This is a genomic window from Massilia sp. CF038 (assembly GCF_900129765.1).
Lineage (GTDB): Bacteria > Pseudomonadota > Gammaproteobacteria > Burkholderiales > Burkholderiaceae_D > Telluria_A.
Genome location: NZ_FQWU01000002.1, coordinates 767181 through 782951, shown reverse-complemented (window position 1 = coordinate 782951; position 15771 = coordinate 767181). Strand labels below are relative to the sequence as shown.

The 15771-nt window shown below is 62.2% G+C and carries 10 protein-coding genes; 5 read left to right on the top strand and 5 right to left on the bottom strand.

Annotation, left to right across the window (positions count from 1 at the left end):
* Positions 1-93: 93 nt before the first annotated feature.
* Positions 94-3324 carry a di-heme oxidoredictase family protein gene (locus BUC24_RS13935; protein WP_083599014.1) on the bottom strand — a complete coding sequence of 1077 codons (3231 nt, stop codon included), beginning with the start codon at positions 3322-3324 and terminating at the stop codon, positions 94-96.
* 298 nt (positions 3325-3622) lie between these two features.
* On the opposite strand from BUC24_RS13935, the gene BUC24_RS13930 reads away from it, so the two are divergent.
* From BUC24_RS13930 to BUC24_RS13910, 5 genes are all read left to right on the top strand, one after another.
* Positions 3623-5497, top strand: coding sequence for a PKD domain-containing protein (locus BUC24_RS13930; protein WP_083598918.1), 1875 nt, complete (start codon positions 3623-3625; stop codon positions 5495-5497).
* A 686-nt stretch (positions 5498-6183) separates the two neighbouring features.
* Positions 6184-7188, top strand: coding sequence for a M23 family metallopeptidase (locus tag BUC24_RS13925; RefSeq protein WP_073217122.1), 1005 nt, complete (start codon positions 6184-6186; stop codon positions 7186-7188).
* A 142-nt stretch (positions 7189-7330) separates the two neighbouring features.
* The gene (locus tag BUC24_RS13920) at positions 7331-8542 is read left to right on the top strand and encodes a hypothetical protein (protein WP_073217120.1); all 1212 of its coding nucleotides are present in this window, start codon (positions 7331-7333) and stop codon (positions 8540-8542) included.
* Between the two features lie 80 nt (positions 8543-8622).
* On the top strand, positions 8623-9003 hold the full coding sequence (locus BUC24_RS13915) for a DUF2628 domain-containing protein (RefSeq protein WP_178372544.1): 381 nt from the start codon (positions 8623-8625) through the stop codon (positions 9001-9003).
* A gap of 205 nt (positions 9004-9208) precedes the next feature.
* On the top strand, positions 9209-9766 hold the full coding sequence (locus BUC24_RS13910) for a hypothetical protein (RefSeq protein ID WP_073217114.1): 558 nt from the start codon (positions 9209-9211) through the stop codon (positions 9764-9766).
* Between the two features lie 7 nt (positions 9767-9773).
* On the opposite strand, the gene BUC24_RS13905 is transcribed toward BUC24_RS13910, so the two are convergent.
* The 4 genes from BUC24_RS13905 to fusA form a co-directional block, all read right to left on the bottom strand.
* A complete protein-coding gene (locus BUC24_RS13905; protein ID WP_073217110.1) occupies positions 9774-10892 on the bottom strand; it encodes a DUF1501 domain-containing protein in 1119 nt (372 codons plus the stop codon).
* Positions 10893-10904: 12 nt separating this feature from the next.
* A complete protein-coding gene (locus tag BUC24_RS13900; RefSeq protein WP_073217107.1) occupies positions 10905-12428 on the bottom strand; it encodes a DUF1800 domain-containing protein in 1524 nt (507 codons plus the stop codon).
* 55 nt (positions 12429-12483) lie between these two features.
* Positions 12484-13494, bottom strand: coding sequence for a DUF4349 domain-containing protein (locus BUC24_RS13895; protein WP_073217103.1), 1011 nt, complete (start codon positions 13492-13494; stop codon positions 12484-12486).
* A 177-nt stretch (positions 13495-13671) separates the two neighbouring features.
* Positions 13672-15696, bottom strand: a complete 2025-nt coding sequence (gene fusA, locus BUC24_RS13890; RefSeq protein ID WP_073217100.1) for an elongation factor G — start codon at positions 15694-15696, stop codon at positions 13672-13674.
* Positions 15697-15771: the final 75 nt, after the last annotated feature.

Sequence of the window (15771 nt, the reverse complement as noted above, 5' to 3'; positions counted from 1 at the left end):
TTAGCGTTATGCTAACACCGGAATCGACTGCAAGGGAACTGGATATTGACATGGCCGCGCCCTGGTGGGGGCGCGGCCGGTACAGCAGATTGTTTACAGCGACTTCAGGAAGGCCAGCAGTGCCTCGCGGTCCGCCTTGGACAAGGCTTCAAAGCGCTGGCGCGAACGGGCCGCTTCGCCGCCGTGCCACATGACCGCTTCGGTCAGCGTGCGGGCGCGGCCATCGTGCAGGTAGCCGACTTTGCCAGCGTTGCCCATCACTTTGTCGGAATAGCCGATGCCCCACAGCGGCGCGGTGCGCCACATATTGCCGCTGGCCTGGCCCTCGACCAGCTTGTCCGACAGATCAGCGCCCATGTCGTGCAGCAGCAGGTCCGTGTACGGTTTGATGGACTGGTCGCGCAGCTCGGCGAACAAGTGGCCCGAGCCGGTTTTCATCTCGGCCGTATGGCAGGCGGTGCAGCGGGCGGCCGCGAAGATACGTGCGCCAGCGGCGATCTGTGGTGGATCGACGCGGTGTTCGTCCAGCGGTGCCACCCCTTTCGGGAAACCACTGCTGATGCTGCGCTGGGCCGGCACTGCCACCAGCGCCAGGTAGTTGGTGATCGATTGCAGATCGGCGTCCGAAATCCCTTTTTGCGCGGGCAGGGTGCTGCACTTGGCTGGCGTCAGATCGCAGGCGCGGTTCGGGTACAGGCGCGAGGTCACGCCCATGTCCAGCAGCAGCGCAGCGGCGCTCTGGTGGCGCAAGCTGGCCTTGGACGCTTTCCAGCCGAAGCGGCCCAGGCGCACGGCGCCGCTTTCAGGGTCGAACACGTAGTTGGCAGTCCCTTTGACGCCGTCCGCGTCGGGCGTGGCGCGCACGCGTGCCAGGATGTCCGCTTCCGGAATGGCTTCGAGCAGGCCGGCGCCAATCATTGGCTGGGCTGCGCGCAGCGAGTAGGCGTCTGGTACCGGTCCGTCAAACGCCAGCGACGGTTTGCGCAGTTCGACCACCGTGCCATCAGCCAGTTTGGCGGTACGGGTTTCGAAACCGCCGACACGCACGTTGTTGCCCCAGTTTTCCGGCGTGCCGCTGGCGGACGCCGCGTTCATTTGCACAGCGCTGCCATAGCGCGGATGCGGCAATTGCACGCCGCCCGTGCCGTTGGCCGCGACCCGCACCGACATGGTGTCGAGCAGCTGGTTCTGGGCGATTGGCGCGAAACTGCGGCCGTTGTTCACGTGGCAGCCGATGCAAGCGTTCTGGTTGAAGCGCGGACCTTGCAGACCGACAGCCGCAGTGTAGCGGTCATTGCCGTTTTCGTTATGGTCGCCCGTCGTAAAATTGGTGTGCACCAGGCGGCGGCCTTCGACAAAGCGCTGCACGTTCTGCATGCCGACGTTGTTGTGCGGCTGCTGGAACATGAACAGACCGTTGTCGGTGTAGTTGTACGAGACCGAGCCCAGACCGCCGGACAGGGTTTCGGCCGGCAGCGGCACTGAATTCAAACGCGGCTGCACGCCGTACCAGGGCTTCAGGCCCGAGCCGACAACATAAATCCATTCAGCCGAGTAGTAGCGGATGCCGCCACTGTCGCCCCGGGCCAGCATGGCTTCCTTGGTCGAGAAGAAGGAGGGCGACACTTCGATGATATCGCCTGCCACCAGCGGCCGTGCCGGGACGTTTTTACCGTTCGGGAAGCCGTTTGCATCGAGGTCGCCGTGACCAGGGTAATTCTTGACCAGCAGCGTGCAGGCGCCATTGATGCCACTGGCATTATTGAGCTTGCCGTTGACCGGGTAGGGCACGGGTTTGCAGATGGTGACGTTGCGGTCCACCAGTTCGCCCGGGTTCATCCAGCCGTAGCCAGTCACGCCGGGACGGTCGAAGGCCCGGAAGAAGGCCACGCCACCTGGCAGGAAGTCGACCAGCGGGTACTGGTTCACCGTCAGCGTTGGCTTGGTTACGCCAGCCACGCGGCTGTTATCGATGATCTCGAAACCCCAGGTGCGGTTCTTGAAGTACTGCGGCACAAAGGTCAGGTAATTGCCCGGTCCTTTGTCGACCGGCAGGCCGGTGGTGGCATCGATCGTTTCATTTGGACCGTAGCCGATTTCATTCCAGTCTTCACCGCGTTCGCGGCCATGGCGAGCCAGTGCACGCGCGCCGAAGCGGGTCACCAGGGTCCCATCGGACAAGGTGAATTGCAGCGTTTCGAGCGGCTGGGCCGCGGCCGGCAACGGGGTCAGACCGCTGCCATCGGCGGGGAAGGGGTGGACCGAGGTCGCCAGGTTTGGAATGGAGTTGTCGCTGCCGGGCGACTTGAATTCCACTTCCACCAGCGAGTAACCATACTGGGTGGCGCGGCTCATGCCCTGCAGGCGCACAAAGCGGTGGTTGATGCCGAGGTTGAAGAATTCTTCGGTGCCGCCGTGGCCATTGGTCACGTACCGCAGCTGCGACCAGTTCACGCCATCGTCCGACACTTGCAGCACGTACTGCTTGCCGTACGCGTTCTCCCATTGCAGCTTGATGTAGCCGATGGCGGTTTTGGTGCCGAAGTCGTACTGGATCCAGGCGCTGTCTTCAAAGGCGCTGGCCCAGCGTGTACTGAGTTTGCCGTCAATGGTCATGGCGGCCGACATGCCGTCGTTTTCCAGCTTGGACGAGCTTGCGCTGACCGGTTTCAGGCCCACCCCGGGCTGGGTGGGATCGGGTGTCGGCGTGGGCGTCGGGGTTGGCGTTGGTGTGGGCGTCGGGGTCGGGGTTGGCGTCGGTGTGGCGCTGGTGCCGGACCAGGCCTGGATCTCGAATATGGAGTAACCGTATTGCGAGGAGCGCTTCACACCCTGCATGCGCAGATAGCGTCCCTGACCAGTGAGGCCGCTCCAGTCTTCGGTGCCACCCTTGCTGTCGTTGACGGTCTTGATGGTGGTCCAGTTGACACCGTCTTCCGACGTTTGCAGCAAATACTGGAGCGCGTGCGCGTTCTCCCATTTGATGCGGACCCGGTTGATGCTCTGCGATTTGCCCAGGTCAATGGTCAGGGCCTGATCATCCGAAAAGCCGCTGCCCCAGCGCGTGGCGTCATTGTTGTCGACCGCCGCCGAGGCGGACAGGTCGCCGCGCTCGCTGGAGGTGGCGCTGGCGCCTACCGGTGTCAGCAAGGTTTCCACCGCAGCGGCGCTGGTGGCCAGCAGTACTGGCTTGCTTTGTCCTTGCTCGTTGCTGCTGCCACCGCATGCGCCAAGCAGCAATGTCAGGACAATCGGGGCGATCAGGTAGCTGCGTTTGTGCGCTCTGCCTGCCTTGAACGTTGGGGAATATCTGGCCTGTGCCATGGTCATTTGCCTTCGCTGGGGTGGTGTTGTCAAAACTGCAGCCGCACGGTCCCTTCCTGCATGGGAGCGGTTCCACTCTAGCAGAAATATTGCAATATTGCACGATTATCCATGTTGATTAAAACCAACAATGCGACAATTTCCATACGTAATGCATGAAAAACTGTGCTCGCCAACCGTGGAATGGCTTGATCCCGGCCATGCCGGCGCGGCCCACGCCACCTGATCATGGTGGTCTGCCTGCCAATGACCTGAGCGTTTTTGCCGGGCTGACCTCTCACTTTTACAGGAGCAAAAAATGGCGAATCGATCTCAATGGACGTTGGCAAGTCGTGCGGGCACGCGGGCTTGCCTGGGCATGCTGGCGGCGCTGGCGCTGGGCAACAGTGCCTGGGCCGCCCCCGATCCAGCGGCAGCCAGTGGCACCACCTACCGGGTCATCAATCTTGGCCCGGGCGATCCGGTGGGCGCGTACATCAATGCCAGCGGGCAGGTGGCCTTTTCGATCACGGCGGACCGCGATTCGCCGCCGCGTACCATCTTTTATGACGGCACCGGGTTTCAGGACATTGGCACCCTGGGCGGCGACTTTGCCCGACCGACCGCGCTCAGCAATTCGGGCGTGGTGGCGGGCCAGTCGTACAACGGGGCGCATCTGGTGCGCAGCTTCGTCTGGAGCCGGGCGCGAGGCATGCTGGACCTGGGCGCGATACCCGGCAATAACGAAACCTGGGAACCGGCAATGAACAACAAGGGCGTGGTGGCTGGGTACTCGACCGGACCGGCGTTCCAGTATGCGCATGCCTACCGCTGGTCGTACAGCACCGGGATCGAAGATCTGGGCGCTTTCACCAGCGGGCCCGACAGCGTTTCCCAAGCCACGGCCATCAACGATGCCGGTGTCATCGCAGGCACCTCCATGACGCCCGCCTTTGACTATCACGCCTTCGCATGGACGCGGGCGACCGGCCTGGTCGACATTGACACACTGGGCACCCGCTATTCGGCACCGGTGGCCGTGGGTGCAAGTGGTCAGGTGGCGGGCAATTACTTTCCTGCCAGTGCGAATGGGCGGGTCTTTATCTGGACCCGGGCCGAGGGCATGCGCGACATTGGCAGCCTTGGCTTCGATGGCGCCTGGATGAACAGCATGAGTGCCAACGGTCAAATCACCGGCGTCCTGGCCAGCGACACGGCCTACAACAAGGGGATGACCTGGACCCGAGAGAGCGGGCTGATCAATCTGGGCACGTTTGGTGGGGATGTTTCCAGCGCGGTGGCGGCCAATACCAAAGGGCAGGTGGTCGGCGGTGCAGCCACGCGCGACGATTTCCATGCCTATGTGTGGACCGCGCGCACTGGCAAGATCGACCTCAACAAGCGCCTGCGCAAGCCGCCGGCCGGCCTGGTGCTGTCAGCGGGCATCGCCATTTCCGACAACGGGTCCATCGTGGCCACCTCCAACGCCGGGCTGGTACTGCTGGTGCCGGTTTGCGGCTGCCCTGGCACGCCCGCGCTGGGTCCGGTCAATGGCCCCGACATGGTTCAGGCCGGCACCATCTTCGATGCCACACTGGCCTTCAGCGCCGACAACACTGCCAGCCATCACCTTACCTGGTCGTGGGGTGATGGCAGCGGATCGCAGGCGGGCGCCGTGCGCGCTGATCCGGGCGGTGGCAACGGCACGGGTCAGCATGTCTATACCCGGCCAGGGATCTACACAGTGACCGCGCAGGTGAGCGACGTTGCGGGCCGCACCGTTGCTGTCAGCCGCAAGGTGGTGGTTCACGACGGGGCTGGCACCACGGTGGGCGCCGGTGGCTTCATTGCCGGGCAAGTGCCGCACAAGGGTGGGCAGCTTGTCCCCGGCAAGGCAAACTTCCAGTTCCTGGCGCCGCGCGCGCAGTCAGCGCTACCTGGTCAGCTCGATTTTCAGGCTGGTACCTTGAATTTTCGCAGTCGCGTGCTGCGGCCCGCGGGCGCTGCAGGCCAGTACGCTGGTAACGGCCAGCTCAATGGCAAAGCTGGCTATCAATTCCTGATGCAGACAGTAAACGGGCGTTTCGGTTTGAAGATCTGGCATCACGATCCCGCATCGAAGGCGCAGGTGATCGATTACGACAATCTGGGCAATGGCAGCACGTTGGTGGAAGGGAAAATCAGCGCGCTGTAAGGCGAAGGCAGTAAGCCACCCGGCCAGGCCGGGTGGCTGTTGGCGCAGCAGGCGTCGTTTGCACCGATTAGTGCTGACGAAGCGGCGTGCGGGTGGCAGCGCGCTTGTTCATGCGAGTCTGGATTTGACGCCAGACGAATCCAGCCAGCGCCATCATGATCATCTTTCTCATCGTATTTCTCCTGTCGGTGGTGTGATTTGCCACGATAGCGCCTGCGCCGCGCCTGCTCGGTGCGTCCACGCACCTATCCAGAATTTAACAATGTTAGATTTCGTCGCCATCAAAACGATGTGGATTTGACACGACCACTGAATGTCACATTAACAACTATTTTTAATTTCCATGTGTAATTACATTTGACAGGTCCTGCCCGGCGTGTTCCCGACACTGACTATGAAAACAGGCTCTTTTTCAGCCAAAAAAAGATAACCGCCGTCACTATTTATTGCGGCATGGTAGCCGTGTAAATCCACTCCCCTAAAATTGAGGGTGATAGCATTTTTATAATTGTGTAAAACTTCTCCTTGTCGTCACTTCATCGGTTTGCTTCCAGTTCTCAACTGAGACGTTACGAAAAAACATTCAGGCAATAAAACAATGCCTCTAACCAATTACTCTGAAAGAGACTCTTATCATGGCTTTTGTATCCAACTCGCTTCGCTCGGTTGTCCTCGCCGGCATAGCAATGCTGTCCGTATCGGCTGGCGCTGCCGAATTCCCTTTGCGCAGTGACGACTTGAATCTGAACTACCGCTACCAGACGGGCAACCACGGCGGCGGCTACCTGCAAGCGCTGGGCCGCGATATCGGCGCGGTGCGTCCTACCGGCGGCAACAGCTGGGATGGCCTGGTCTCCGACGGCGCCGACCCGACTGTTAATTCGAACCACTTGATTTACGGCCGCAAGGTCTACGCCATGGTCAGCGGCACCGTGGTCGGCTGCTGGCGCAACGCACCGGACAATGCCAAGGCCGGCACCAAGGATGCAGACGTGCTCAACTTCTACATCGGCGTGGGCGGCAACCACGTGTGGATCCGTTCCGATGATGGCGTGTATGCGATGCATGCTCACATGATCCCGGGCAGTATTTCTTCCAGCATTTGCCCGCACAATGCGACCAAGTTCACGACCCCAAGTTCGAGCGGCTGGATCGCGCCGGAAGCGGCAGTGAGCAACGGGGTGCGCATTACGGCCGGCCAGTACCTGGGCCTGGCTGGCAACAGCGGCAATTCCACCGGGCCGCACTTGCACGTGCACATGGCCAAGGATGGCGCGGCGTACGATATGCCGTTCAGCCATGGTTCGACCACCTCGTTTGCTAACGCATCGGCATCGCCTGTCGGTCCATGGAAAATGGTCGCTGGCAAGCCTTTGCCGACTGGACCGATCCTGGTGTGGGCTCCGCACTCGACTGCTTACTGGACCGTGAACAACATTCCGGACGAGCGCTATCAAGGCTGGTTCAACCACTTCGTCGATTCCGGTGAAATGCCAGAAAACATTCCCTGCACCGACAACGGCCAGAACTACAACACGACCTGGGTGCCAAGCAAGGGCGCATGGGTAGCCAACCACGGCATGACGGCCGCCGACATGGCACTCAAAACGGCGACTTACGGCGCACAAGGTTACTCGGTCTACAAATGGTGGTACTGCGGTTCCTACCGTTCGGCAATCTGGCGCAAATAAGTTGTTCAGCATGGTTTGACCCGAAAGCCCCACACTGTGGGGCTTTTTTTCGTCCTTTCCATCGCGGGAATGCGCACTTTTGTGTAAGCTGATAATGTCCCGCGAGCAAGTATCAGCAGGCAATTGGAAAAGACATAACGATATGGATGAAGTAGTAACAGAGTGGGGCGACGTTGCCACGGCTGCCAAGGCCGAGGGCACGATGGGACCTGCCTGGAAGATGTTTATCAAAACCAAGTTTTTTGTGGCCTTCCTGCGTTCGCCGGACGACGACCCCAAAAACTTCTGGCTGCACATGGACCGCGGCGCCAAAGGTGCGGCCACACTGCGCATTTCCGAATTGCGCGAGCGGCTGGACCCGGATCTGGGCGATGGCATCATCACCTTGTCGGGCACCGACATTGTGTGCCGGATCGAAGACAATGGCGCGATCGAAGTATTGCTGAACGATAGTCCGTTCCTCATTTCGAAAAAGCGGGTCGAGTGGCTGCGCAGCGGCATCAAGATGACCAAGGAGCGCATCGAGATCCGCCAGCGTCTGGCTGCTGCCGCGCCGGCAGCGCCGATGCCGGTGCTGCGCATTGGTGCCGAGCCGACGCAGCGTGTGGAAAGTGTAAGTGGACCGGCGCCAGCGCCGGCAGCCGCACCAGCATCGGCCGCGTCGCCTGCACCGGCGGCGTACGTTGCGCCGGAGGGCGGCACACTGACGCAGTCGCCGTATTTCAAGCCAGCCGCAATCGGCTTGGGCACGCTGGCCATGGTGGCCTGTGTGGCCGTGTGGATCAGCATGGGGCAAAGCAGCGATGTACCCGCGCCGCTGAAGGAAGCCATGCCCGCATTGGCCGCGGCCAAGCCCGTACCCAGCTCGCAAACGGCAGCGGTGTACGCATCCGGTACCCCGACGGCCCAGGCTTCGGTGCCTTTCACGCCCCTCGATAACAGTTTTACCGTCAATATTCCGGGCATGGCTGAAGAAGTCGAGCTTTCGCCGGACCAGGTCAGCCGGCTCGGTGATACCCGCACCAATCAGTACAAACTCGAGGCTGGCGGCCTGCTGTACACGATGGAGTCGACCGATTTCATGAACACCCCGGCGCAAGATCGCACGGCAGAAATGGACGCCGTCCAGAACCTGATTATTGGTACCGACGGCACCATGATCCGTGCCACGCCAATTGGCTTGCGCGGCGCGACCGGGCGCGATGTGCGCGTGCGGCTTGCAGGTGGCGGCGAACGCGCTGCCCGCTTCGTCTTCATCGGTAGCAAACTGTGCATGATTGCGGTGACGGCGCCCAACGGGGAACAGTCGGCAGCCCAGATCGATGCCTACATCAATTCTTTCCAGCTCAATTAACGATGCCTAAATTTGATCTGCGTGCGGCGCCGCCGCCGGGTTTGTTCGACTCCGACGGGCCTTCGCGTGAAAGTCACATCATGGCCTTGCCTGTTTCGACGGCATGGAAAGCCAGGTTCATGCTGATTGACAGGGCGGGCGGAGCCAGTTTGCCCAGCCTGCATGATCTGGATACCTGGCAGCAGCGCATGGTGCGGTGGAATGGGTGGGCGCTGGTGTTCTGGCCTGGGTATTACCTGTATTTGAAGATGGTGCAGAAGGGGGCCTTGATGGTGGGCCTTTCACTGCTGCTGATGCTGATCGCGGCCGTCTTGTTGAAGGGTTTCGGGCTGGGCATTCTGAGCAATGCGCTGTATATCGTGCCGGGGATTTATTTTGCCAGGCAGGCGAATACGGATTATTACCGCAAGATGGTGCTGCGCGAGCCGGATGGGGACTGGCTCAGGGAATTGCTCAAGTAAGCGCCGAGACACATCGTCCTCGCGAAGGCGGGGACCCATGCCATATCTCACGTGGAATGGGTCCCCGCCTTCGCGAGGACGATGTTTAAAAATATTCGATTCACTATTCTGCCAGCCTAACCCCGTTTTTCGCCCCCGTCCGTTTCACTATCCATCGGCGCCGGATTTTCCGCCCGCTGCCTCTACATGGAAAACGGACACTCTCATGAAAAACGCCAAGGTCATCGCCCTGCACCGCATTCACATCGCCTCGCCTTGCACGGCCTCGTGGGAGGCAATGCAAGGTAACGAGCGCGTGCGCCACTGCGGCGCGTGCAACAAGAATGTATTCAACCTGTCGGCCATGCCGGAAGCCGATGCTGCCGCTTTGTTGGCCGATAATCTCGACGGCGCGCTGTGCGTCCGCTTTTACCGGCGCGCCGACGGCACCGTCATGACCAGTGACTGCGGTGCGCCTTTAACGAATACGCGCTCAAGCTGGACCACGCTGCCGGCCATGGCGGGCGCCGCTGCGCTGGCCCTGTCCGCTGCCGCTTGCAATGCGACCGAAGCGCCGCCAGCGCCCTCGATGATGATGGGCGCGCCACCGCCCCCTGCCCAGACAGCACCGGTGGAGGTCAAGCTCTTGCCGGCGCAGCCGGTGCTGCTGATGGGAGATGTGCAGGTGCCCCAGCCGCCGCCCATGCTGGGCCGGATCCGGATCGAGCCGGCGCCGAAACAGAACGCGACTAGCCACCCGAAGGACAGCAAACCGGCCCGTTGAGCGCGAGTCAGACCAGGCCGATATCGCGCGCCTTTGCACCGGCGAACACGGTATCGAGCTGGCTGGCGTTCAAACCGTACATGCGTTCGAACAGACCGCCAAATACGGCCCGATACTCGTTCAGCACCGGCATGTCGCGATTCTGGAACAGGTTTTTGGCGCTCATGATCTGCTGTTCGCCGGCGATGCCGCCATTGACCGCGCCACCCATGGCCCAGTAGACCGAGCCGTGCCCGTGGTCGGTGCCACGGTTGCCGTTTTCGCGGAATGTGCGGCCAAATTCACTGACCACCAGCACCACGGTCTTGTCCCAGTCGCTTTCCATTTCCTGCGCAAAGGCGGCCAGGCCACGCCCCAGTTCGCCCAGCCTGTCAGCCAGGTAGCCGCTGCTGCCACCCTGGCCGACGTGGGTGTCCCAGCCGCCCACGTCCACAAAGCCCAGATGGTATTTGTCGCGCATCAGCCGCGCGATGCGGCGTGCTTCGCGCTCGAAGCCCTTGGCGGGAATGGCGCCGCGGCTTGCCGCTTCCATTTCGCCCGCCATGTCGCGCATGACTTCGGCGCGCACATTGAAGCCTTCGTTGACGGGTGTGGCCAGCGGCGTTCCCCTGTACATGGCGGCAATCGCCTCGCTGTGGCGCTGATCCAGTGCCGACTTGGCCGGGGCGCGCAAGCTGGTATTGGGAATGGCCAGCTGGCCCTGCATGATCAGTGGCAGCTGTTCGGTGAAGGAGAGGGCGCTGCCGCCCAGCGTGGCGGCCAGCCGGTTCATGAAACCGGAACGGTAGTTACGGCTGCCGCCCAGCGGCTGACCGAGTTCAATCGTGTCCTGCGTTTCGAAGTGGCTGCGCGATGTGTCGTCGGTGCCAGCGTAGGGGATGAAAGCGACTTGCCCGTTCTGGTAGAGCGGATGGATATTGTCGCGCAGGGCGGGATGCAGCCCCCAGTTGCTGTCCAGCGAAAGGGCGGCCAGCGAAACGGGCACCAGCAAGCTGGCCGCGTCGTAGGCGCCGCGCAGGAACACCACCAGCAGACGGCTGCCCGACGCTGGCGCGGCCCACAATTGTCCGCCGGTGGTGGCTAGCGGCGCCGCTGCCAGCGCGTGAAGGAAGGTTCGACGCTGCATGCTGTGCCTCGCTTATCGGTACATCATTTCGGGGGCGGATAGCAGGTAGCTGTTCCACTCTTGCGGCGTGGCTGCTTGCTGCAGTGCCTGCCGGGTGCCTGCCGCCAGCGCGGCTTGCAGGGCCTTGACCGTCTGGCGCTCGGCCAGTGCGGGATAGCCGGGCTTGGGCTGGGCGGGCGCGCCGTCTGCCTTGAACAGCCCCGCGTTGCCGCCACCGATGGTCCGGGCAATGTCGAAGCGGGTGGTCATCTGGCCCGAGCTGGCCCACGCTGCCTGCGTCATCTGGTAGCCGTCCGGTGTCTGGCGCCCGTACAGCGGCTGGCCCATGCGGTTCAGCCAGGACAGCAGCGGCGCTGTGTTGCGCACTGGGGTCGTATCCCAGGCCAGGCGCACGGCCGACAGTGCGTAGTGCTGCGGGTCTTTGAATTTGCTGCCCAGCGAGGCGGCAAACGCGGGCGCGGCAAACATGGTTTCAAGCGTGGTGGCGATGTCGCCGTCGCTGCGCGCAAATGCCTGCGCCATGTCTTCCACCAGTGCCGGCGGCGGTTCGTCGGCCACAAAGAAGGTCGCCAGTTTGCGGCTGATGAAACGCGCCGTGGCAGGGTGGCGGCTCAGGCGATCGATCGCTTCGTCCGCTTCGGCCAGACCTGTGGCGCGAATCGCTGCACCCAGCAATGTCTTGTCGCCGTAATCGTGGCGCGCAGGATTGAACTCGAACAGGCCCTGACGCAGATACTGCGATTGCAGCTCGCGCCGCAGTTTGGGTGGGGTGGCCGATTTCGCCACGCCCAGCCCCGTCAGCACGCGCGCCAGTTCCTGCACGTCGCGCTGGCTGTAGCCGCCGTCCACGCCCAGCGTGTGCAGCTCCATTAGTTCGCGCGCGTAGTTTTCGTTGATGCGGCCCTGGGCGTTCTGGTCATTGTCGAGGTATTGCAGCATGGCCGGATGGCGCATGGTGGCGGCCAGCAGGTCGCGGAATTTGCCCAAAGCGTGAGGACGAATGGCGCGCTCTTCATAGTCGCCCACCATGGCGCGCAGGTTGTTTTTACCTTGATGGACGCTGAAATGGTTCAGCCAGAACCAGGTCATCTGTTCCTCCAGCTGGTTGGGTGAATACAGCGCACGCAGCAGCGAGCGGCTGGCCGCTTCCTGTGCCAGGCGGCTCAGTTCACGCTGGTAGGCTTGCTGCGCCATTTTTTTGGTGTCGTCGTCGGCTTGCGCCTTGAAGTCCTTGCGGCGCTGGTCCATCGCCTGCACGATCTCCTGCAACGATTGCTGGCTGATCGTCATGGCTGCCAGCTGTGCCGTCACGGCCGGCGGCAACTGGGCCGGGGGCGGGCGCAACTGGGTCTGCAGGTAGCGGTTGATGCCGACGCTGCTGGCCTGGCGCAGGGTGCTGTCATTCACGCCCCAGGTAACGCGGTTCAGAATGGCGAGCGTATCGGCCTCGCGGAACGCTGTCACGGGTGGCGGCGCGCTGGCGCAGCCTGCCAACATCAGCAGGACAGGAAGCAGGCGGGTAAGTGCTGGGTGCATGCAGACTCCGAGAACGTCGGTGTGCCCATGATGCCAGAACTCACCCTTATACGTATCAGTCCGGCTTGTGCAGTTTCCTGCGCTTGCCGCGCAGACGCCAGATGGCCGCGGCGATCGCGCCGCCAATGAGTACCACCGGCCAGATCCCGGCCAGCCACAGGGCAAATTCTTGCAAGCCTTCCCAGCCGCTGCGCAGATTGTCGCCGAGGCGGCTGAAGAAACCCGGGCCGGCATCGTGGAAGACGCGCCGTACATCGGTTTCCTCGGTCTGCAACACTTTCGTGTTCTGATACAAGTTCAGGTCAATTGTGCTGAAGGCGACTTTGTCTTCAAATTCTTTTTTCGCGAGCAAGGCACCATCGCGCTCGGCCTTGACCGCATTGCGTGCGACGATCGCTTCGGTCTTGTGGGCCAGCTTGCCGCCGTCCTTGACCGCCTCACCCAGTTCGCCCTGGGATTCCTGGTTGCGAATCATTTCCAGCTGCTGGCGCAGAAGGTCGAACTGGGCGTCGTGCGCGGAAAAATTGCGTTTGTCGAGGAAGGCGATGTGGCTGGCAATGGCGCGCAAAAATTCCTGGGTCTTGGCGCTGGGCACGCGGACGACCAGCTTGCCTTCCACAGTGTAAGCGCGCAGGACATTGAGCTTGCCGTTACCGACAGGATGCTGCTGCGCGTTGACGGTCTGCGATTCAATGTCGTTTTTGACGACGAAGCCGCCGTGAGCGGCCACCGTGTCTTCGATGTTGAGGGCGGCGACGTAGACATCCTTAACCAGGAAGCGGGCGCCGGCAGTGCGGATGAACTTGCGTTCGCTATCGGTATAGGTGGCCGCGCTGGAGCCCATTTGCTGCTGCGCGCTGGCGCTGGTAACGGCGTTGTCGACACCGGCTGTTTTGGCTTCGGCCTCTGGCGGTGGTGGCGGCGCCATGCTCATGACGGGCGCCGCTGCTGCGCGGTCTTCGGCCATGTGGCTCGCTGGGGCCTCTTCTTTTTTTGCGCAGGAGGCGAGCAGGACAAACACTGCAACGCAGGCTGCGGTGCGGGTCAATGTGTTCACGTGCTTCATGGGATTCCTTGGGTGAGAGATGATTGTTGATGCCGGTCCGATCCTGAAACGGGGCAGCACGCAGAACGGGGTTAAACAATACATTAATCTTTGTGCAATTTCCAAGAAGTAATGTATCTGGATGTAAAAAAAGGCCGGGAATTGCTTCCCGGCCTTTCTTGTCAAGGCAGTGCGTGACTACGCAGCTGCCGCCTTCGGTGCATGACGTGCATATACTGCACTGGCAAACGCCCGGCCTTGCGACAGCGAGCGCAGGCTGGTGGTGTGCCCGAACAGATTGGCAAGAGGTACGTCGGCGACGACTTCAACGCCGCCGTTGCGTTCCTCAATGCCCAGCACTCGTCCGCCGCGGCGCTGCAAGTCGCCGATCACATCGCCCGCGTTCACGGACGGCGCATCGACACTGACCTGCATCACCGGTTCCAGCAGCTGCGGCCTGGCCAGCCGCAAGCCGGCCAGCGCGCCGTCCTTGGCAGCGACCATGAAGGCCATGTCGCTGCTGTCAACGGCATGGAAGTCGCCGTCGGTGAGCGTGACTTTCACACCGGTGACAGGGTAGCCGAGCGGGCCTTGCGCCATCGCCTGGCGCACGCCTTTTTCGACCGATGGAATAAACGCCACAGGCACCACACCGCCCTTGATCGCGTTTTCGAAAGCGAACGTGCCTTCGAATGGCTCCACCCGCAACACGACGCGCGCATACTGCCCGTTGCCGCCGTTTTGCTTCGATACATTGCCTTCCACCGTGACCGCAGGACCGGCAATCGTCTCCCGGTATGCCACCTGCGGTGCACCCATCGTCACTTCCACGCCCGTCTCGCGGCGCACACGCTCTAGCACCACGTCCAGGTGCAATTCGCCCATGCCCCACAAGACAGTCTCGCCACTGGCCGCATCGCTTTCCAGACGCAGCGACGGATCTTCGCGGCGGAAGCGGTCGAGGGCAGCAAGCATCTTGCTGCGGTCGCCGCCATTGCCTGCTTCAATCGCCAGCGCCACCACCGGTTCCCCGGCACTGATGGTCTCGAGCGCATAAGGTACCGCCCGGGTCGACAAGGTATGGCCAGTCAATGCATCCTTCAGACCTGCAATGGCGACGATACTGCCGGCATGCGCTTCCTTGATGGCGCTTTTACGGTCAGCATGGACCACATACAGGCGTCCCACACGCACCGGCGCTTGCAATGAGGTGTTGAACAAGCTGTCACCTTCACGCAGTGTGCCGCCATAAATGCGCACATACGACAGCGAACCATGGTCGTCATGCACCACCTTGAACACCAGCGCTGCCAGCGGGTCGTTGTCGCCGGTGGCAACCGTGACCGCCGCCTCGTTCAGCGTCGCTGCCGGCGCGGCGCGTTCGTCGGGCGATGGCAGCCAGTCGACAATCGCATCAAGCAGCGGTTCGATGCCGGCATTGCGGTAGGCCGATCCGGCCAGCACCGGCACAGCGCGCCGCGCCAGCGTCATGGCACGCAAGCCGATACGAATATCGTCCACCGACAGCGTATCGTCCGTCAGATAGCGCAGCGTCAGCTCGTCGTTCGCGTCAGCGGCCACCGCGGCCGCATGGGCGTAGGCTGCTGCCACCGTGGCAGCCAGATGGGCAGGCACGCTCTGCGTCGTCATCGCACCTTCCGCGTCCCAGGACAGCAAACGTCCATGCAGCACATCAAGCGTGCCTTCAAGGGCATCGCCCGCGCCAACAGGAATCGTCAGCGGCACTGGCAAGGTATGCAGACGGGTGCCGATCTGCTCGACCACGCGCTCGAATTCGGCGCCGATGCGGTCCATCTTGTTGACGAAGACGATCGCCGGCACGCCATGCTTGTTGGCCTGACGCCAGACGGTTTCTGTCTGCGGCTGGATGCCGGCAACGCCGGACAGCACCATCACGGCGCCGTCGAGCACGCGCAGCGAACGCTCGACTTCGATCGCAAAATCGATGTGGCCGGGCGTGTCGATCAGCGTGAAGGCATGGCCGTTCCAGGCAGCGCGCGTTGCCGCTGCGCCGATGGTGATGCCGCGTTCTTTTTCCAGGTCCATGCTGTCCATGGTGGCGGTGCCCTCGTGGACCTCGCCGGTGCGATGGATCTCGCCGGTCTTTAACAGGATGCGTTCGGACAGGGTGGTTTTACCTGCGTCGATGTGGGCAATAATACCGAAGTTGCGCGAATTGGCGCGAAGGACTGTGGCAGTCATGATGGTGCTTTCTCATAGCGGGCGGTCGTGGATTGTCTGGGTAAACAAGCGCCGCGGGAGCCATGCGACCACCCA